Source organism: Streptomyces gottesmaniae, from assembly GCF_031845845.1.
Lineage (GTDB): Bacteria > Actinomycetota > Actinomycetes > Streptomycetales > Streptomycetaceae > Streptomyces > Streptomyces akebiae.
On record NZ_JAVRFJ010000018.1, the window covers coordinates 43,049 to 62,424 of the forward strand.

Sequence of the window (19,376 nt, forward strand, 5' to 3'; positions counted from 1 at the left end):
GATTGACGGATCGTCGGCCGACCGATAGCACTGACGCACTCTTCCACGCTCGGCTTCGCCGGCAGGAGGGGTCCATGGTCCGCCGCTCCGCCAACGCCCCACCGTTAGAGGAGGCCGCCTTGCGAGGATCCCCCACCGACCGCAGGCCCACCCCGCGTCCCAGACGTGTCCGCAGAGCGGCGCTCGCCGTGGCTCCCGGTGTCCTGCTGCTGCCCCTGCTGGGGGCCGCGCCGCCGGAGAGCCGGCCTTCGGCCTTCACCGGGCTGCAGGGCGCGTTCACCGCCGCGGCCGAGAAGTACGGCGTACCGCGCAGCGTCCTGCTCGGCGTCTCGTACCTCCAGTCCCGTTGGGACGCACACGGCGGCGCGCCCAGTGTGACCGGCGGCTACGGGCCCATGCATCTCACCGACGCCCGCACGGCCCTGGCCGAGGCCCCGCACCACAGCGAGGGCGCGGAGGACGCGCGCGGCGACGAGTCCCGGCCGCTCCCGGTGCCCGAGGCGAAGCTGCCTGAACGGTCCGAACTCCCGGCCCGGCTCCGGACGTTGACGAAGGCGGCCGAGCTGACCGGTCTGCCCGCGCGGACGCTGCGCACGGACGCCGGGGCGAACGTGGCGGGCGGTGCGGCGCTGCTCGCCGCCGCGCAGCGGCAGCTCGGCGCGGAACCGAGCGCCGACCCGGCGGACTGGTACGGGGCGGTGGCGCGCTTCTCGGGCGCCGACGACCGGGCCACGGCGGCGGCGTACGCGAACGACGTGTTCGCGGTCATCCGCGCCGGAGCGGAGCGCGTCACGGACGCCGGCCAGCGGGTGACGCTGGCCGCCGATCCGGACCTCGCCGCCGACACCGGGCAGCTGTCCCGCGCGGGACTGCGCAAGGCCGCCGCCGGCGCCCAGTGCCCGACCACCGTGTCCTGCGAGTGGATCCCGGCGCCGTACCAGGAGTTCGGCGACAACGACTACGGCAACCACGACCTGGCGGACCGGCCGAACTCGCAGCCCATCCGGTACATCGTCGTCCATGACACCGAGGGCTACTGGGACACCACTCTGGAACTGGTCCAGGACCCGACGTACGTGTCGTGGCACTATTCGCTGCGCTCCACGGACGGGCACATCGCGCAGCACATCAAGCACAAGGACGTGGGCTGGCACGCCGGCAACTGGTACGTCAACGCGGGATCGGTCGGCCTGGAGCACGAGGGATTCCTCGCCTCGCCGGACGCCTGGTACACGGAGGCCATGTACCGGACGTCGGCGCGGCTGGTGAGGTATCTGGCCGACAAGTACGACGTCCCGCTGGACCGGCAGCACATCCTCGGCCATGACACCGTGCCCGGTCCGACGACGGCGACGATCCCGGGGATGCACACCGACCCGGGCCCGTACTGGGACTGGCGCCACTACTTCGAGCTGCTGGGCAAGCCGCTCGGCGCGACGTCCGGCAGCGACAGCACCATGGTCACCATCCTCCCGGACTACGCCGCCAACCGTCCGGCGTTCACCGGCTGCGGGTCCGGCGGCGCGACCTGCGCGGTGCACGGTTCCAGTGCCGTACGCCTCTACAGCCGGCCCGACGTGACCTCACCCCTGATCAAGGACATCGGGCTGCGGCCGGACGGCAGTCCCTCGACGATCGATGTGAACGACCTCGGTTCCCGGATGTCGACCGGGCAGCAGTACGCGGTCGCGGAGCGGCAGGGCGACTGGACGGCGATCTGGTACCTGGGGCAGAAGGCCTGGTTCCGGAACCCGCAGGGCAAGCCGACGGCGGTCGGCGCGTCCGGGCTGGTCGTGACGCCCCGGGACGGCCTGGCGGACATCCCGGTGTACGGTCGCGCCTACCCGGAGGCGGCGGCGTACCCGGCGGGTGTGCCCGCGCAGGCGGTGTCCCCGTGGCCGTACAAGCTCCTCAAGGGCCAGAAGTACGTCACCGGCGGCCTGGTGCCCGGTGAGTACTACTACGCCGTCTCCTTCGACACGAGCGGCCATCGGGTCGTGGTCGGCAAGGACCTCTACTACGAGATCCAGTTCGGCCACCGGGTGGCGTTCGTGCGGGCGGCGGATGTGCGGGTGCTGCCCGCCGCGTGAGCGCGAGGACAAGGGGAAGGGCCGGGTGTGCGCGCCCGGCCCTTCCCCTTGTTCGTCCTCTTCGTCCCTCAGGCCTGCTGGAAGAGCTCCGCCGGGAGCGGCTTGAGCAGCGCGTACAGGTCGTCGGTGATGGGGCGGTCCCAGGCGGCGATGGTCACCAGGACGTTGTCGCTGCGGTCGAACTGGACGCAGCTGATCCGGGACTCGGAGAGCTTGAGGCGGCGGACGATCAGCAGGTTGTCGCCCTGCATCACCGGCATGTCCTCAGAACCGACGACGGTGATGTCCTCCTCGTTCTCCAGCGCGACCAGCAGCTGGGCCACCTCGAAGGGGATCTCGTCGTCGCCGACCTCGCGCGCCGGGGAGCCCTCCGGGAGGTTGCCGATGATCATCGCGGGGCCGCGGCCGCCGTAGAGGTCGTAGCGCAGGAAGACGCCCTGGCAGCTGCCGTCGGGGGCGGGCAGCAGACCGGCACCGAGATTGCCCGGCCAGTCGCCCGGATCCATGGCCAGTACGTCGAAATCGGGCCCGGCGGGGGTGGCACTGCGGCGGCGGAGGAAGGACATGCCGCAATGGTACGGCGTGGCGTCCGCAGGTGGAGCCGAGGGAGCGCAGGGAACGACCGTCCCGGTTGTCAGACCGGGGTCTTCTTGTGGCGGTCGTGGTGGCGGGCCACTCGGGCCCGGTTGCCGCAGGAGGGTTTGCACCACTCCTGGCGGGGGTGCTCCTTGAGGAAGTAGCGCACGCAGCGTGGTGCGTGGCAGGCACGCAGCCGCTGTCGCTCGGGGCTCGCGAGGAAGGCGAGCGCGGCGCGGGCGAGGGCGGCGGTGAGCGGGTCCTCACCGGTGGCGGGCCGGTGGTGCACGACGGGGTCGGCTCCGGGGCCCCAGGTGAGGACCGGGACGGTGGGGGCGAGGGCGGCTGCCTCGTTGAGGCGCGCCAGGGCCTCGGGGACGGGCAGCAGCCGGGCGGCGTCGGCGGGGCTGGGCTCGCCGGGGCTGACGGCGCGGGCGAAGAGGGAGCGGACGGCGCCGCGGAGGTCGCGTACGGCGGTGAGCGTGGCCTCGTCGACGAGGGGGCCGACGGTGGCCGGCAGGTCGTCCGCGTGGGCGCGGACCCAGGTGGCGAGTCCCATGACGTCGGTCAGGTCGTCGGTGACATCACCGCTGCCGCCGTGGCGGACGGTCAGGGCGAGATCCAGGGCGAGCCGTGCGTCCCCGCTGATCGAGTACTCCATGTCGCTAATGATAAGGGAGCCGTCATCCATTAATTCGAATCGGGTGGCGTGCGAACGAGGAATTCCAGCACCCCGCTCCCGCTCGCGAATTGTGGACAATTGCGGGTGAATTTTGGCACGGTGAGGCGGAGCGGCCCGTAAATCGAACACGTGGCCGATTCCTTCTGGGGGTTCGCTCATGCCACCCGTCCACCTCGCACCGGATGTCGCCGCCTTCTACACCGGGCAGAGCGCGTTCACCGACCCGGGCGACCTCGCCCCGCTCTACGCCGATCTCCCCCGCGATCCGGCCCGACTCGCCCGTGTGGCACGGGATCTGATGATCCATCGGGGCGAGGGCGGCACGTTCGGCCACGCCGTGGCACCGGACCGGCTGCACGACGACGCCGAGACGCGCTACCTCGACGACATCCTGCGGCTCGTCGTCGAGCGGAACGACGCGCCCCTGTCGCACCGCCGCGAGCCCGGGGACCGGTTCGTCGGGGTGTGCCGCGACTTCTCGCTGCTGCACTGCTCGCTCCTGCGCCACATCGGCGTGCCCGCCCGGTTGCGGTCGGGCTTCGCCACCTACTTCGGCGAGAACGGATTCCACGCCGACCACGTGGTCACCGAGTACTGGGACCCGGCGCGGGGCTGGCTGTTCGCCGACGCACAGCTGACGGAGCCGCTGATCGCCGACGCGTGGAGCATCGGCTTCGACCCGATGGACGTACCGCGCGATCGTTTCCTGGTCGCGGGCAAGGCGTGGCGGGCGATCCGGGCGGGGGAGGCGGACCCCCGGGCGTTCGGCCTGCACCCGCCGGAGGAGGGGCCGCTCAACGGGGAGTGGTTCGTGGCCGGGAACGTCCGGCTCGATCTCGCGGCCCTGAACAAGGTCGAGACACTGCTGTGGGACATCTGGGGCACCGAGACGGAGCCCGGTCAGGAACTCGTGGACCCGGTCCGCGAACTGTACGACGAGGTCGCGGTCGTGGCGGGCGACGAGGTGCGCTTCGCGGCGGCCCGCGCGTTGTTCGCGGAGCGCGAGGGGCTGCGCACACCGCGGACCGTTCTGTCGCTGGCGCCGTACAACGGCCCGCGCGAGGTCACCCTGCGCTGACCCGCCGGTGGTGGGCGGCTCCGGCCGCCCACCGACACGGCACGTGCGGCGGCTCAGGTCAGGTCGAACTCGCCCTCACGGGCCCCCGACACGAAGGCGCCCCATTCGGCGGGGGTGAAGATCAGCGAGGGGCTCTCGGGGCTGCCGCTGTTGCGCATCGCGATGAAACCCTCGACGAAGGCGATCTGGACATCTCCCCGCCCCTGGCTGCTCGACCGCCAGTCCGCGTTGCTCAGGTCCAGTTCCGCCGGCTTGTGCCAGCCGTCGAGGGATCGCTGCTGCATGGTGGTCTCGGCCACGTCCGTGCTCCTCCCGGTTCGTCGTCCGCCCGCCAGACTAGCGATCGGCCCCCACCGCCGACAGGCCGTGTGAGGGGCGGGTTCAGGAGGCGGGCGGCTCGGCGCCCACGAGCCACATCGAGAAGAACTGCGAACCGCCGCCGTAGGCGTGCCCCAGCACCCGACGGGCGCCGTCGACCTGGTGCTCTCCGGCGAGGCCCCGCACCTGGAGCGCCGCCTCGGCGAACCGGATCATGCCGGAGGCGCCGATGGGGTTGGTGGAGAGGACCCCACCGGACATGTCGACCGGAAGATCTCCGTCCAGCTCGGTGACACCGGACTCGGTGAGTTTCCAGCCCTCCCCCTCGGCGGCGAACCCGAGGTTCTCCAGCCACATCGGCTCGTACCAGGAGAACGGCACGTACATCTCCACCGCGTCGATCTCCCGGCGCGGATCCGCGATGCCGGCCTGCCGGTACACGTCGGCGGCGCAGTCCCGTCCCGCGCGCGGCGACACGCTGTCCTTGCCCGCGAACAGGGTCGGTTCGCTGCGCATCGCGCCGCCGTGCATCCACGCGGGTGGCCGGGGCGCGCGAGCCGCGCCCGCCCGGTCGGTGAGGACCATCGCCACCGCCCCGTCGGAGGAGGGGCAGGTCTCCGAGTAGCGGATCGGGTCCCACAGCATGGGTGAGGCCTGGACCTTCTCCAACGTGATGTCGTGCTCGTGGAGATGGGCGTACGGGTTCTTCAGCGCGTTGCGGCGGTTCTTGTACGCGACCAGGGAACCGACGGTGTCGGGGGCGCCGCTGCGCCGCATGTACGCGCGCACGTGCGGGGCGAAGAAGCCGCCCGCGCCCGCCAGCAGCGGCTGCTGGAACGGGATCGGCAGGGACAGCCCCCACATGGCGTTGGATTCGGACTGTTTCTCGAAGGCGAGGGTGAGCACCGTGCCGTGGACGCGGGCGGCGACCAGGCTCGCGGCGACCAGTGCCGTCGAGCCGCCGACGGAGCCGGCCGTGTGCACCCGCATCATGGGCTTGCCCACCGCGCCGAGCGCGTCCGCGAGGTACAGCTCGGGCATCATGACGCCCTCGAAGAAGTCGGGCGCCTTGCCGATGACGACGGCCTCGATGTCGGACCAGTCCAACTCGGCGTCGTCCAGGGCCCGTCGGGCGGCCTCCCGGACGAGCCCGGCGATCGACACGTCCCGGCGCGCCGCCACGTGCTTGGTCTGGCCGACGCCTACGACGGCCACGGGCTCCTTGCTCATCGGGGATCCCCTTCGAGTACGGCGACCAGGTTCTGTTGCAGACACGGGCCGGAGGTGGCGTGTGCCAGCGCCCGGTCGGACTCGCCCCGGTGGATGCGGGCGGCGGCCTCGCCGATCCGGATGAGCCCGGCGGCCATGATCGGGTTGGCGGCGGACGCCCCGCCCGACGGATTGACGCACACGCTCTCGTCGAGCCCCAGCACCTTGCGCAGGATCACTTCCTGGGAGCTGAACGGGGCGTGCAACTCGGCGGTGTCGACGGGCCGTTCATGGACTCCGGCCCGCTCGGCGGCGATCCGGGTGGACGGGGAGTCGGTGAGGTCGCGCACGCCGATGCCGTGGGCCTCGATGCGGTGGTCGATGCCCCGGATCCAGGCGGGCCGCTCGCACAGTTGCCTGGCCCGCTCCCCCGCCGCGAGGATCACGGCGGCGGCCCCGTCACCGATGGGCGGGCAGTCCCCGGTGCGCAGCGGCCGTACCAGGTACTCCCCCTGCGGCACCGAACCCCGTAGCTGCGCGTGGGGGTTGCCGGCGGCGTCCGCGCGGCTGCGGGCCCCGATCGCCGCGAGCGCCGGCTCGTCCGTGGCACCCGTGTCGATGAGGGCCTGGGCCTGGAGAGCGGCGAGGGCGACGGAGTCGGGCCACAGCGGGGCCAGGTAGTACGGGTCCAGCTGTCGGGTGAGGACGTCCCGTACGGAGCCCGGTGAGGACTTGCCGTAGGAGTACACGAGCGCGGTGTCGGCGTCCCCGGTGCGGAGTTTCACCCAGGCCTCGTACAGCGCCCACGCCCCGTCCATCTCGACGTGGGACTCGGAGATCGGCGGCCAGGCGCCCACGCCGTCGAGGGCGAGGGTGAAGGAGAAGGCGCGGCCGGCGAGGTAGTCGCTGGAGCCCGAGCAGGTGAAGTCGAGGTCGGCCGTCCTGAGCCCGGTGCTCGCCATGACCTCGTGCAGCACCGGCATGAGCATCTCCACCTCGGAGAGTTCCTCGCTGGTGCGCCGGTGGTCGGTCTGGGCGAAGGCGACGACGGCGATGTCACGGTCTCCCGGGGCTTCTTCGCGCGTCACAGCAGCTCCTTGTACGTGTCGTAGTCCGCGTCGGGTTCGCCGGTGGGCCGGTAGTGGTCGGGGTAGCGGGCGCCCTCCGTCCACACCGGCTCCACGCGCAGCCCCATGCGCACCCGGTCGTAGGGGATGCCGGCGATCCGGCCGTGCAGGGCGAGTCCGGCACCGTCGAGGGCGATGTGGGCGTAGACGTAGGGGACTTCGATGTCGAGATTCGCCGTATGAGCAGCCTTGATGTTGACGATGCAGAAGGTGGTGACCGTGCCGGCCGGACCGACCTCGACCCGCTCCTCGGTGGCCACCCCGCAGGTCGGGCAGGCGCCCCGGGGCGGGACGTACACCTTGCGGCAGGACGGGCAGCGTTCGCCGACGATGCGCCGGTCGCCGAGGGCCTCGATGTAGCCGGTCTGGGCACGGCCGGGCGAGTAGGCGTAGTCGAGGCGGGCGGCGGCGACGATGCCGGTGACGGCGTCGTCGAAAGCGCCGCCGTGGCCCGCCGGTTCCGCCGGTTCGCCGTCGTACGGTTCGAAGCAGGCGATGTCCGTGATGGCGCCGGACCGCTCCTCGGCCCACCGCACGCGGACCCGCATGCCGGTGCGTACGGCGTCGGGGCCGGGCGCGTCGAGGGCGTGCAACAGGGCCGTGTCGGCGCCGTCGAGCCGCACCAGCACCCAGGCGAAGGGACGGTCGAGGGGCTGGCCGCGGCGCGGCTCGTGGTTCCAGGCCCAGGTGGTGACGGTGCCGGTGGGCGCGACCTCGACGAGATCGCGGATCTCCTCGGCGGTGACGGGGTCGTACTCGACGGGCGGCACCAGAACCCTGCCGTCACCGGTACGCACACCGAGCACGACCCGCTCCCTGAGCCCGGTCAGAAAGGCGCTCTGGACGGGCCCGAGGGACCGGGTGAACGGGAACTCGACGGTGAGGGGCGCTTTGAGGATCGCGGACATCGGGGCTTGCCTCCTTCGAGAGGGGGGCGACAGGAGCGCCCCTTCAGGGGCGCGGGGAACCGCGCGAGCAGCCACAGCCGACCCGCAGCCGAAGCACGGCCGCCCCAGGGGGTGCTAGGGCGCTTCTGATGGATCTCCGCGGGTGAAGGAGCGGCGTCGTGGGGGCCCCTCCCGGTCGAGCGAAGCCGAGACTGGGGGAGCGTGCTCTCGGCGTGCCGCGCGGAAGCCCTCGTACTGGACGTACTTGGGCTTTCGCGCGGTGCGGCGAGAGGCGTGCCGGGCGTCGCGACGCCGCGAAGATCCATCAGAAGCGCCCTAAGCGCGCTTGTAGACGGGGGGCCGCTTCTCGGCGAAGGCACGGGCCCCTTCTTTCGCGTCGGCCGTGTCGAAGACCGGCCACCCCCGCTTCAACTCGGCGGCCAGCCCCTCCGCTTCGGTCATCTCGGCCGTCTCGTAAACGGACGCCTTCACCGCCTCCACCGCCAGCGGCCCGCACGCGTTGATCTGTTCGGCGATCTCCAGGGCCTTGGCCAGGGCGGTGCCGTCGGCCACGACATGCCCGACGAGACCGATCCCGGCGGCCTCCCGCGCGCTGTAGGGCCGCCCGGTGAGCAGCATCTCCAATGCGTGCGTCCGGGGGATCTGCCGCTGGAGGCGGACCGTGGAGCCACCGATGGGGAAGAGCCCGCGCCTGACCTCGAAGAGGCCGAACGTCGCCGACTCGCCCGCGACGCGGATGTCCGTGCCCTGGAGGATCTCCGTACCGCCCGCGACACAGTGCCCCTCGACCGCGGCGATGACCGGTTTGCGCGGCCGGTGGTGGCGCAGCATCGCCTTCCAGTGCAGATCGGGGTCGGCCTTGAGCCGGTCCCGGTACTCCTGCCCCTCCATCCCCTTGCCCGCGAGGGCCTTCAGGTCCATCCCGGCGCAGAAGGCACCGCCGGCTCCCGTGAGGACGATCGAGCGGACCTCCTCGTCCTCGTCGGCCTGGACCCAGCCGTCGTACAGGCCGACCAGCATCGGCAGCGAGAGCGCGTTCTTCGCCTCGGGCCTGTTGAGCGTGAGCACCAGTGTGGCGCCTTCGCGTCGCACGGTGAGGTGTTCGGTGCCGCCCATCCGCTGTCCTCCGTCCGCAGGAAACGAGAACAGGTTGCAGGAGTGGGGTCGGCACTTCAAGGGTTTTCTGACAGACAGTCAGATTTCTCTGCGGGGACCCTTCACAGTTGCGCCGCCCTTTGCTCTGATGACCGGCAACCGAGGGGCAGCGGGGTCAGGAGGAGTGCGGTGGAGTACAACCTTGCCGACCTGTTCGAGTCGGTCGTCGACGTGGTCCCCGACCGGGCGGCACTCGCGTACCTCGACATCCCCGGCACGGGCGCGGAACACCGGCTCACGTACGCGGAACTCGACGCGGCGGCCAATCGGATCGGCCACCATCTGCTCGACCGCGGGATCGAGCCCGGCGAGCACGTCGGCCTGCACCTCTACAACGGCGTCGAGTATCTGCAGACCGCGCTCGGCTGCCTCAAGGCGCGGATCGTGCCGGTCAACGTCAACTACCGTTATGTGGAAGAGGAGTTGGTTTACCTCTACCGGGACGCCGACCTGGCCGGTCTGGTCTTCGACGCGGAGTTCACGGGACGGGTGGCGGCCGCGCTGCCGCGGACGGAGAAGCTGCGGCACCTGGTGCGGGTGGGGACCCCCGCGCCGGACGCGCCCGTCCTCGACGCCGTCGCCTTCACCGAGGCGGCGGCCGCCGCCTCCGAGGGGCGGGGCTTCCCGGCCCGCTCGGGCGACGACCAGTTCATCATCTACACCGGCGGCACGACGGGCATGCCGAAGGGCGTGATGTGGCGTCAGGAAGACCTGTTCTTCTCGGGACTGGGCGGCGGCGCGCCGACCGGGGAGCCGGTGAAGTCGCCGGAGGAACTGGCCGAGCGGGTCGCCGCCGGGGGCGACGGGATCACGTTCTTCCCCACGGCCCCGCTGATGCACGGCACATCGACGCTCACCGCGTTCATCGGCTTCAACTTCGGTCAACGGGTCGTGATCCACCGCAAGTTCGTGCCCGAGGAGGTCCTGCGCACGATCGAGAAGGAGAAGGTCACCAGTGTGTCGCTGGTCGGCGACGCGATGCTGCGGCCGCTGATCGACGCGCTGGGCGGCCCGATGAAGGGCACCGACTGCTCGTCGCTGTTCAGCGTGTCGTCCTCCGGGGCGATCATGTCGGAGACGGTCCGGCAGCAGTTCCAGGCCCTGGTGCCGAACGCGATGCTGCTGAACAACTTCGGCTCGTCGGAGTCCGGATTCAACGGCACGGCCACGCAGGACGCGGGCGCCGGCGACGGTTTCCGCATCCGCGTGCACTCCCGTACGCAGGTCGTGGACCCGGCGACGTACGAGCCGGTCCCCGTCGGTGTGCCGGGCCGGGTCGCACAGCGCGGCCATGTCCCCCTCGGCTACTACAACGACCCGAGGAAGACCGCCGAGACCTTCTTCGAGCGGGACGGCGAGCGCTGGGTGCTGCTCGGCGACATGGCGACCGTGGACGAGGAGGGCGTCGTCACGGTCCTCGGCCGGGGTTCGCAGTGCATCAACACCGGCGGCGAGAAGGTGTATCCGGAGGAGGTCGAGCAGGCGCTCAAGGCCCATCCCGACGTCTACGACGCGCTGGTCGCCGGGGTGCCGGACGTCCGGTGGGGCAACCATGTCGCCGCCGTGGTGCAGTTGCGCGAGGGGGCCGCCCGGCCGTCGCTGGAGGACATCCAGACCCACTGCCGCACCCGTCTCGCCGGCTACAAGATCCCCCGACAGCTGGTCCTCACGGACGCCATCCAGCGTTCCCCGAGCGGCAAGGCGGACTACCGCTGGGCGCGCTCGGTGGCGGTGGCGGCGGACGTGTGAGCAGCGCACGGGCGGTGCCCACCGCGTCGTGCGTTCGTCCGGGGTCGCGTCGGGGAACCGCGGGGGTCAGGGCCGCGCGAAGCGGTCCCGCAGCTCGCGCTTGAGGATCTTTCCGCTGGCGTTGCGCGGTAGTTCGTCGACGAAGAAGACCCTCTTCGGGGCCTTGAAGTGGGGGAGCTTCTCGCGGGCGTGGGCGATCAGTTCGTCCTCGGTCACCTCGTCCCGGGGGACGACGACCGCCGCGACGGCCTCGATCCAGTGGTCGTCGGGCAGGCCGATCACCGCGACCTCGGCGACCCGGTCGTGGGCGTAGAGCGCGTCCTCGACCTGGCGGGAGGCGATCAGGACGCCACCGGAGTTGATGACGTCCTTCACCCGGTCGACGACGGTGAAGAACCCGTGGGCGTCCCGCACCGCGAGGTCCCCGGAGTGGAACCAGCCGTCACGGAAGGCCTCGGCGGTCTCCTCCGGCTTCTCCCAGTAGCCCTCGCAGAGTTGGGGCGACTGGTAGACGATCTCGCCGGGAGAGCCGTCGGGCACCTCCTCGCCGTCCTCGTCGACGACCTTGGCCTCGACGAACATGACGGGACGCCCGCAGGAATCCATCCGGCCCTTGTGCTCGTAGGGGCCGAGGACCATGGAGAGCGGGCCGATCTCGCTCTGTCCGAAGCAGTTGTGGAAGGCCAGCTTCGGCAGGCGCTCCCGGAGGCGTTCGAGGACGGGCACCGGCATGATCGACGCCCCGTAGTAGGCCTTGCGCAGCCCGCCGAGGTCGCGGGTGTCGAAGTCGGGGCGGTTCGCGAGGGAGATCCACACCGTGGGCGGGGCGAAGAGGCTGTCGGCGCGGCCCTCCTCCACCAGGTCGAGGATCCGGTCGCCGTCGGGGCCGTCGAGGATCGTGTTGGTGGCGCCGACCGCGAGGTACGGCACCAGGAAGACGTGCATCTGCGCGGAGTGGTAGAGCGGCAGGGAGTGCACGGGCAGGTCGCCCGCCTGGAGGTCGAGGGCGGCGATGGCGCTGAGGTACTCGTGCACCAGCGCGCGGTGCGTCATCATCGCGCCCTTGGGGAGCGCGGTGGTGCCCGAGGTGTAGAGCAGCTGGACGAGGTCCTCGGCACGGGGCTCCGCACCCTCGTACGGCTCGGTGGCGGCGAGGCGGGCGAGGAGCGAGTCGTCCGTGTCGCGCAGCGCCAGGGTGCGCGTGCCGTCGGGGAGGTGGCCCGCCAGGTCCGGGTCGGTGAGGACGAGCGTGCTGCCGGACTGGTCGAGGATGTAGGAGAGGTCGTCGCCGGTGAGGTTCTGGTTGACCGGGACGTGGACCAGGCCCGCTCGGGCGGCGCCCAGGAAGGCGATGAGGTAGGCGTCCGAGTTGTGGCCGTAGGCGGCGACCCGGTCGCCCGGCTCGAGGCCGGTGTCGCGCAGCGCGCGGGCGGCGCGGGAGACGGCGTCGTCCAGTTCGGCGTAGGTCCAGGACCGTTCGCCGTAGTGGATCGCGACGCGGGCGGGGGTGCGCCGGGCGCTGCGCCGCAGCGTCCCGTCGACCGTCACGCTGCGACCAGCCGTCATGTCCCGCTCTCCTTCGTCCAGGGTCTGTCGTGATCCTCGGTCCGTCGCGCGAGCCAGGTCAAGCGCGACAGCCGTACGGCCGTATCCGGCACACATGGCGGGAAGTCGCTCAACCCGGGCCTGCGAACGGTGAGTCACCTCGAGAGAAGATCCATCACCCGTATGGACTACGCAGACACGTGTCGACACGCTCAACCCTTTCTTCCTCCAACGATGTTGGGAGTCGCCATGCGCACTCGTCTGAGACAGCTGGTGGTCTCGGCCGTCGCCCTCCTCACCGCCTCGGCCGTACTGCCCTCGGCCGGCGCCGCCACCGACGAGCGGGCCGGTGGGCAGCGCACGTCCCACGGCGGTCTGTCCGCCGTGATCCGCTACACGGAGTACGGCGTTCCGCACATCGTCGGCAAGGACTACGCCGACCTGGGCTTCGGCACCGGCTGGGCGCAGGCCGCCGACCAGGTCTGCGTGCTCGCCGACGGTTTCGTGACCGTGCGGGGAGAACGCTCCCGCCACTTCGGGCCCGACGCCGCCTCCGACTTCTCGCTCTCCTCCGCCTCCAGGAACCTCACGAGCGACCTGTACTTCCGGGGAGTCCGGGAGGCCGGCACCGTGCGGCGGCTGCTGGAGCTGCCCGAGCCGCTGGGGCCGAGCCGCGCGGTCAAGGATCTGATGCGGGGCTGGGCGGCCGGCTACAACGCCTGGCTGAGGAAGAACCGGATCAGCGACCCCGCGTGCAAGGGCGCCTCCTGGGTGCGGCCGGTCTCCACGCTCGACGTGTTCTCGCGGGCGTACGCGCTGGCCGTGCTCGGCGGCGAGGGGCGGCTCGTGGACACCATCGCCACCGCCCAGCCGCCCGCCGCCGGCGCCCCCGACACGGCCGCCGCCCCGGACGCGAAGAGCGCCGCCCGCGCCGCGAGCGAGCTGTTCGACGCCGCGAACGCCGACATGGGCTCGAACGCCGTCGCCTTCGGCGGCACCACCACGGCCGACGGCCGGGGTCTGCTGCTGGGCAACCCGCACTACCCGTGGGCCGGTGGGCGCCGCTTCTGGCAGGCGCAGCAGACGATCCCGGGTGAGCTGAACGTCTCCGGCGGGGCGCTGCTCGGCTCGCCGATCACCCAGATCGGCTTCAACGCGAAGGTGGCGTGGAGCCACACCGTCGCCACCGGCGTCCCCATGAACCTCCATCAGCTGACGCTGGACCCGGCCGACCCGACCGCGTATCTGGTGGACGGCGAGCCGGAGCGGATGACGAAGCGGACCGTCACCGTCGGGGTGAAGGACGGCTCCCCGGTCACCCGCACCCAGTGGTGGACGCGGTACGGCCCGGTCGTCACCTCACTCGGCGCCGACCTTCCGCTGCCCTGGACGGCCGGTACCGCGTACGCCGTGCACGACCCCAACGCGGCGAACATGCGCTTCACCGACACCTCGTTGGGCTTCGCCAAGGCGCGCGGCACCGCGGACATCCTCACCTCGCTCGCCCGGCACCAGGGCCTGCCCTGGGTGAACACCGTCGCCGCGGACTCCGCCGGGCACACCCTGTTCACCCAGTCGCAGACCCTCCCCCGGATCACCGACGACCTCGCGGCCCGCTGCTCGACGCCGCTGGGCCGGGCCACCTATCCGTCGGCGGGCGTCGCCGTCCTGGACGGCTCGCGCTCGGACTGTGCGCTCGGCAGCGACACCGACGCCGTGCAGCCGGGCATCTTCGGGCCCGCGAGGATGCCGACGCTCAAGGACGCGCCGTACGCGGAGAACTCCAACGACAGCGCGTGGCTCGCCAACGCGGACCGGCCGCTGACGGGGTACGAGCGCGTCTTCGGCAACGTCGGCACCCAGCGGTCGCTGCGCACGCGCGGCGCGATCGAGGACGTGGCGGCCATGGCCGACCGGGGCGGCCTGACCGTACGCGACCTCCAGCGGCAGCAGTTCGCCAACCGGGTGCCCGCGGCCGATCTCGCGGCCGACGACGTGGCGCGGGCGTGCGCCGCGCTGCCGGGCGGGACGGCGACGGCCGGTGACGGTGAGGTGGTGGACGTCTCCGAGGCGTGCCGGGTGCTGCGGACCTGGAACCGGACCGTCGACAGCGACAGTCGGGGCGCGCTGCTCTTCGACCGGTTCTGGCGGCGGCTGAACGCCATGGTGCCGCGCCCGCAGTTGTGGAAGGTGCCGTTCTCGGCGGCGGACCCGGTCAACACCCCCCACACCCTCAACACCGACGCGCCCGGCTTCGAGACGGCCCTGGCGGAGACGGTGACGGAACTGCGGGCGGCGGGCGTCGCGTTGGACGCCCCGCTCGGCGACCACCAGTTCGTCGTACGGAACGGCCTGCGCATCCCGGTGTCCGGCGGCACCGAGTCGCTGGGCGTGTGGAACAAGATCGAGTCGGCCTGGCGCGGGGCCGACGGCGGCTACGCGGAGGTCTCGTCGGGTTCCAGCCATGTGCAGGCGGTCGGCTGGGACGGCGGGCGCTGCCCGGTGGCCCGCACGCTGCTGACGTACTCGCAGTCCTCGAACCCGAATTCACCGCACTACCTGGACCAGACGCGGCTGTTCTCGGCGGAGAAGTGGGTGACCTCCCGTTTCTGCGAGAAGGACATCCTGTCCTCGCCGAAGCTGAAGGTGGTGCGTGTGAGCCAATGAGCGAGGGGATGTGGTGCCGTCCCGCCCGGGGCGGCACCATTCTTCTGGCAGCACCCATGCCATAGGCATATAACCGTTCCTCATGAGGAGGCCCCTCGGTGGCGCAGGACTCGTTACGTCGCGAGACGGATTCGACGACCATGATCGACACGTCGGTGCCGCACTCGGCCCGGATCTGGAACTACTGGCTGGGCGGCAAGGACAACTACCCGGTCGACCACGCGGCGGGCGACGCCTTCCGCGCGGTGTTCCCCGGCATCACCGACCTGGCCCGTGACTCGCGGGCGTTCCTCGGCCGGGCGGTCGCCTTCCTGGCCGGTGAGGCGGGGATACGCCAGTTCCTCGACATCGGCACCGGGTTGCCGACGGCGGACAACACGCACGAGATCGCGCAGCGGACGGCCCCGGACTCGCGGGTCGTCTACGTGGACAACGACCCGCTGGTCCTGACCCATGCGCGGGCGCTTCTCACCAGCACGCCCGAGGGGGCGACCGACTACGTCGACTGCGATCTGCACGACCCCACGACCGTGTTGCGGGAGGCCGCGAGGACCCTCGATCTCTCCCGACCGGTCGCGCTGACGATGATGCAGGTCAGCGGCCACATCGCCGACTACGCCGAGGCGCGCGCCATCGTCGGCTCCCTGATGGACGCACTGCCGTCGGGGAGTTGGTTCGCGTTCAACGACAGCGTGGACACACACGAGGCGAACGCGGAGGCCACCCGCCGCTACAACGAGAGCGGCGCCGTCCCCTACTACCTGCGCAGCCCCGCCGAACTCGCCGGATTCTTCGACGGTCTGGAGCTGCAGGAGCCCGGGGTGGTACCGCTGAACGACTGGCGCCCCGGCCCCGCGACACCGGTCCACGGCGAGGTCATCGCACTGGGCGGGGTCGCGCGCAAGCCCTGACCGTCGAAGCCGCCCACGAACGGATCGGCCGCTCGCGGATGCCGGCGTCGCCAGGCGACTCGGTTGCGGGCGTCGCTGGGCTGCTGCCCGTGACCGAACCCCCCGTCCCGGACCCGCTCCCGCCCAGCACCGTCATCGCACTGGGCCGGGGCGCGCCCAAGCCCTGACCGTCGAACCGCCCACGAGCGGGCCGGCAGGCATCACCAGGTGACGCGTCTGCGGGCGTCGCCGGACAGCTCAGCCGCAGGCAGAACGGAAAAGTCGACCGCGAGTGGACCGGAACGGCTCAGCTTCGGATGAGCCGGGTCGGGGTGGCAGCCGGTGGGCCCGCCGCCTCGGCGCGGACGGGCCAAGTCGGTCCCGACCGCCCGTGACCGAGCACCCCGTCCCCGGACCCGCGCCCCCGTCCACAGCAAAGTCATCGCACTGGCCGGGGCGCGCCCAACGCCCAAGCACTGCCTTCGAGTCGCCCACGAGTGGGCCGGGGCTCGCGGCCGCGGGCGTCACCGGGCCTCGGCTGACGGTGGCCCGGGGCCCGTCGGACACGGGTGGGACAAGGCGACTCGGCTGCGGTGACCGGGGCGCCGGAAGTCAGACGGCCTTCTCGCGGCCTTCCCAGTACGGCTCCCGCAGCCGCCTCTTGTAGAGCTTGCCGTTGGGGTCGCGGGGCATCGCCTCGGTGAAGTCGACGCTCCTCGGGCGTTTGTACCCGGCCAGTCGGCGGGTGCAGTGGGCGAGGATCTCCTCGGCCAGGACCGGTCCCGGGGTGAATCCGGGGGCCGGTTCGACCACGGCCTTGACCTCCTCGCCCCAGTCGTCGTGCGGGATACCGAAGGCGGCGGCGTCGGCGACGGCGGGATGGGTGAGCAGGGCGGCCTCGATCTCGGCGGGGTAGATGTTGACGCCGCCGGAGATGATCAGGTCGATCTTGCGGTCGCGGAGGAAGAGATAGCCGTCCTCGTCGAGGAGACCGAGGTCGCCGACGGTGAAGAAGTCCCCGATGCGGTTCTTGCGCGTCTTGCCCTCGTCCTTGTGGTACGAGAAGCCGCCGGTGCTCATCTTCATGTATACGGTGCCGAGTTCACCGGGCGGCAGCCGGTTGCCGTCGTCGTCGAAGACGGCGAGTTCGCTGATGGGCCAGGCCTTGCCGACCGTGCCCGGTTTCTTCAGCCAGTCCTCGGCGGTGGCGAAGGCGCCGCCGCCCTCGCTGGCCGCGTAGTACTCCTCGACGCACTCGCCCCACCACTCGATCATGGCGCGCTTCACATGGTCGGGGCAGGGCGCGGCCCCGTGGATGGCGTGCCGCATGGACGACACGTCGTAGCGGGTGCGCACCTCCTCGGGGAGCGCGAGGAGGCGGTGGAACTGGGTCGGCACCATATGGGTGTGGGTGCAGCGGTGGGTGTCGATGGCGCGGAGCATCCCCTCGGGCGTCCACTTGTCCATCAGCACCAGACGGTGCCCGATGTGCAGGGACGCGCCGGCGAACTGCAGGACGGCCGTGTGGTAGAGCGGCGAACAGACCAGGTGGACGTTGTCGTCGAACGGCCGGATGCCGAAGATGCCGAGGAAACCGCCGAGATAGGACTCCTCGGGAAGCTTGCCGGGCAGGGGGCGTCGGATGCCCCGGGGGCGGCCCGTGGTGCCCGAGGTGTAGTTCATGACCCAGCCGAGGGTGCGCTCCGCGGGAGGCGACGCGGGCTGACCGTCCGGGAGTTCGGCGTACGACCGGAAGCCTTCGACCGTGCCGACGGCGTACCGGCGGTTCTCGGGGAGCTTCGCCTCGTCGGCCGCGTTCCGGGCGGCCTCGGCGAACCGCTCGTGCGCGATGAGCACCTTGGCGCCCGAGTCGGAGACGATCCACGCGATCTCGGGTCCCACGAGGTGGTGGTTGACGGGGACGAGGTAGAAACCGGCCTGCGTGGCGGCCAGGTAGGCGACGAGGAACTCGACTCCGTTGGGCAGGACCACCGCGAAGGCGTCGCCGCGTTCGAGTCCGGCCGCGCGCAGTCCGTGGACCAGCCGGTTGGTCTCGGCGTGCAACCGTCCGGCGGTCCATCCCTCGCCGTCGGGTGCGATGAGCACCGTCCGGTCCGGGTCCTTGGTGGCCTGGGCCCAAAAACCCTGGGGAGATGAGCTCTGAGGAGATGAGCTCTGAGGAGACGAGCCCTGGGGAGAGGGGGCTTGAGGAGAGGGGGCTTGGCTCACTGTTCCGCGCTCCTTCCGGCGATCCGGTCGAGGCGGTCCACGGCCTTCTCGAAGCCTCGGGTGAGGTCGTCGAAGACGGCCTGGACGCTGCGTTCGCTGTTCATGCGGCCGACGATCTGCCCGACCGGGGTGCCGAGCAGCGGCTCCACCTCGTACTTCTGGATGCGGGACACCGCGTCCGCGACGAGCAGGCCCTGGAGGGGCATGGGGAGGGTGCCCGGTCCGGCCGGGTCGTCCCAGACGTCGGTCCATTCCGTACGGAGCTGGCGGGCGGGTTTGCCGGTGAGCGCACGGGAGCGGACGGTGTCGCCGGAACCGGCGGCGAGCAGCTTCTCGATCAGCCGGGGCGAGGGCAGTTCGGCCTCGGTGGTGGTCAGCCAGAGCGAGCCGAGCCAGACGCCCTGGGCGCCCAGCGCGAGGGCGGCGGCCACCTGCTGTCCGCTGCCGATGCCACCGGCGGCGAGCACCGGCAACGGGTCGACGGCGTCGACGACTTCGGGGGTCAGCACCATCGAGGCGATCTCGCCGGTGTGGCCGCCGGCCTCGTAGCCCTGGGCCACGACGATGTCGATACCGGCGTCCGCGTGCTTGCGGGCGTGGCGGGCGCTGCCGGCGAGTGCGGCGACGAGGACGCCCTGCGCGTGCGCGCGGTCGATGACGTCGGCGGGCGGGGAGCCGAGGGCGTTGGCGAGCAGCTTGATCGGATAGTCGAAGGCGACGTCGAGCTGGCCGCGGGCGACCTGTTCCATCCAGCCGGTGATGCGCCAGCCGGAGGCCTCCCCCTCAGCGAGTTCGGGCACGCCGTACTTGGCGAGGGTGTCCTGGACGAACTGCCGGTGCGACTCGGGGATCATCGCCTCGACGTCCGCCTCCGTCACGCCCTCGACCTTCTTGGCCGGCATCACGACGTCCAGTCCGTACGGCATGCCGTCGACGTGGGCCTCGATCCAGTCGAGGTCGCGTTTGAGGTCGTCGGGGGCCGTGTAGCGCACCGCGCCGAGCACCCCGAAGCCGCCGGCCCGGCTGATGGCCGCCGCGACCGCGGGGAACGGCGTGAAGCCGAAGACGGCGTACTGGACTCCGAGTGTGTTGCTCAGCTCCGTCTGCATGGTGCGCAGGATGCCGCAGTCCTCCGGACGAGGGAAGGGTTTTT

Annotated in this window: 15 protein-coding genes; 5 read left to right on the forward strand and 10 right to left on the reverse strand. The window is 71.6% G+C overall.

What is annotated here, in order from left to right; all coding sequences use genetic code 11:
- Window positions 1-119 precede the first annotated feature (119 nt).
- Window positions 120-2,090: an N-acetylmuramoyl-L-alanine amidase gene (locus RM704_RS21210; RefSeq protein ID WP_033526249.1), complete on the forward strand. Its 1,971-nt coding sequence runs from the start codon at window positions 120-122 to the stop codon at window positions 2,088-2,090.
- A 68-nt stretch (window positions 2,091-2,158) separates the two neighbouring features.
- On the opposite strand, the gene RM704_RS21215 is transcribed toward RM704_RS21210, so the two are convergent.
- Window positions 2,159-2,656 (reverse strand): hypothetical protein, encoded by a 498-nt coding sequence (locus tag RM704_RS21215; RefSeq protein WP_033526250.1) that lies wholly within the window; start codon window positions 2,654-2,656, stop codon window positions 2,159-2,161.
- A gap of 68 nt (window positions 2,657-2,724) precedes the next feature.
- Window positions 2,725-3,327: a CGNR zinc finger domain-containing protein gene (locus RM704_RS21220; RefSeq protein ID WP_033526251.1), complete on the reverse strand. Its 603-nt coding sequence runs from the start codon at window positions 3,325-3,327 to the stop codon at window positions 2,725-2,727.
- A 178-nt stretch (window positions 3,328-3,505) separates the two neighbouring features.
- Here RM704_RS21220 and RM704_RS21225 point away from each other — a divergent pair, with 178 nt between their 5' ends.
- Entirely contained in the window at window positions 3,506-4,426 is a 921-nt protein-coding gene (locus RM704_RS21225) for a transglutaminase family protein (RefSeq protein WP_033526252.1), read from the forward strand.
- A 53-nt stretch (window positions 4,427-4,479) separates the two neighbouring features.
- On the opposite strand, the gene RM704_RS21230 is transcribed toward RM704_RS21225, so the two are convergent.
- The 5 genes from RM704_RS21230 to RM704_RS21250 form a co-directional block, all read right to left on the reverse strand.
- Entirely contained in the window at window positions 4,480-4,725 is a 246-nt protein-coding gene (locus RM704_RS21230; protein WP_033526253.1) for a DUF397 domain-containing protein, read from the reverse strand.
- Window positions 4,726-4,807: 82 nt separating this feature from the next.
- Complete coding sequence (locus RM704_RS21235) at window positions 4,808-5,974, reverse strand: thiolase family protein (RefSeq protein ID WP_033526254.1); 1,167 nt, start codon at window positions 5,972-5,974, stop codon at window positions 4,808-4,810.
- Window positions 5,971-7,041 (reverse strand): thiolase family protein, encoded by a 1,071-nt coding sequence (locus RM704_RS21240; RefSeq protein WP_033526255.1) that lies wholly within the window; start codon window positions 7,039-7,041, stop codon window positions 5,971-5,973. Before RM704_RS21240 ends, RM704_RS21235 begins: the two co-directional genes overlap by 4 nt.
- Complete coding sequence (locus tag RM704_RS21245; RefSeq protein WP_033526256.1) at window positions 7,038-7,988, reverse strand: Zn-ribbon domain-containing OB-fold protein; 951 nt, start codon at window positions 7,986-7,988, stop codon at window positions 7,038-7,040. The genes RM704_RS21240 and RM704_RS21245 overlap by 4 nt, the downstream gene beginning before the upstream one ends.
- Before the next feature lie 315 nt (window positions 7,989-8,303).
- A complete protein-coding gene (locus tag RM704_RS21250; RefSeq protein ID WP_033526257.1) occupies window positions 8,304-9,104 on the reverse strand; it encodes a crotonase/enoyl-CoA hydratase family protein in 801 nt (266 codons plus the stop codon).
- Between the two features lie 168 nt (window positions 9,105-9,272).
- Here RM704_RS21250 and RM704_RS21255 point away from each other — a divergent pair, with 168 nt between their 5' ends.
- Complete coding sequence (locus RM704_RS21255; protein WP_033526258.1) at window positions 9,273-10,892, forward strand: acyl-CoA synthetase; 1,620 nt, start codon at window positions 9,273-9,275, stop codon at window positions 10,890-10,892.
- Between the two features lie 66 nt (window positions 10,893-10,958).
- On the opposite strand, the gene RM704_RS21260 is transcribed toward RM704_RS21255, so the two are convergent.
- The gene (locus RM704_RS21260) at window positions 10,959-12,458 is read right to left on the reverse strand and encodes an acyl-CoA synthetase (RefSeq protein WP_033526259.1); all 1,500 of its coding nucleotides are present in this window, start codon (window positions 12,456-12,458) and stop codon (window positions 10,959-10,961) included.
- Between the two features lie 228 nt (window positions 12,459-12,686).
- Here RM704_RS21260 and RM704_RS21265 point away from each other — a divergent pair, with 228 nt between their 5' ends.
- Together RM704_RS21265 and RM704_RS21270 are read left to right on the forward strand one after the other, a co-directional pair.
- Entirely contained in the window at window positions 12,687-15,104 is a 2,418-nt protein-coding gene (locus tag RM704_RS21265; RefSeq protein ID WP_033526260.1) for a penicillin acylase family protein, read from the forward strand.
- A 98-nt stretch (window positions 15,105-15,202) separates the two neighbouring features.
- Window positions 15,203-16,015, forward strand: a complete 813-nt coding sequence (locus tag RM704_RS21270) for an SAM-dependent methyltransferase (RefSeq protein ID WP_033526261.1) — start codon at window positions 15,203-15,205, stop codon at window positions 16,013-16,015.
- Window positions 16,016-16,606: 591 nt separating this feature from the next.
- On the opposite strand, the gene RM704_RS21275 is transcribed toward RM704_RS21270, so the two are convergent.
- Both RM704_RS21275 and RM704_RS21280 read right to left on the reverse strand, forming a co-directional pair.
- On the reverse strand, window positions 16,607-18,223 hold the full coding sequence (locus tag RM704_RS21275) for an acyl-CoA synthetase (RefSeq protein ID WP_078937028.1): 1,617 nt from the start codon (window positions 18,221-18,223) through the stop codon (window positions 16,607-16,609).
- Window positions 18,220-19,332, reverse strand: a complete 1,113-nt coding sequence (locus RM704_RS21280; protein ID WP_033526263.1) for an NAD(P)H-dependent flavin oxidoreductase — start codon at window positions 19,330-19,332, stop codon at window positions 18,220-18,222. The genes RM704_RS21275 and RM704_RS21280 overlap by 4 nt, the downstream gene beginning before the upstream one ends.
- Window positions 19,333-19,376 lie beyond the last annotated feature (44 nt).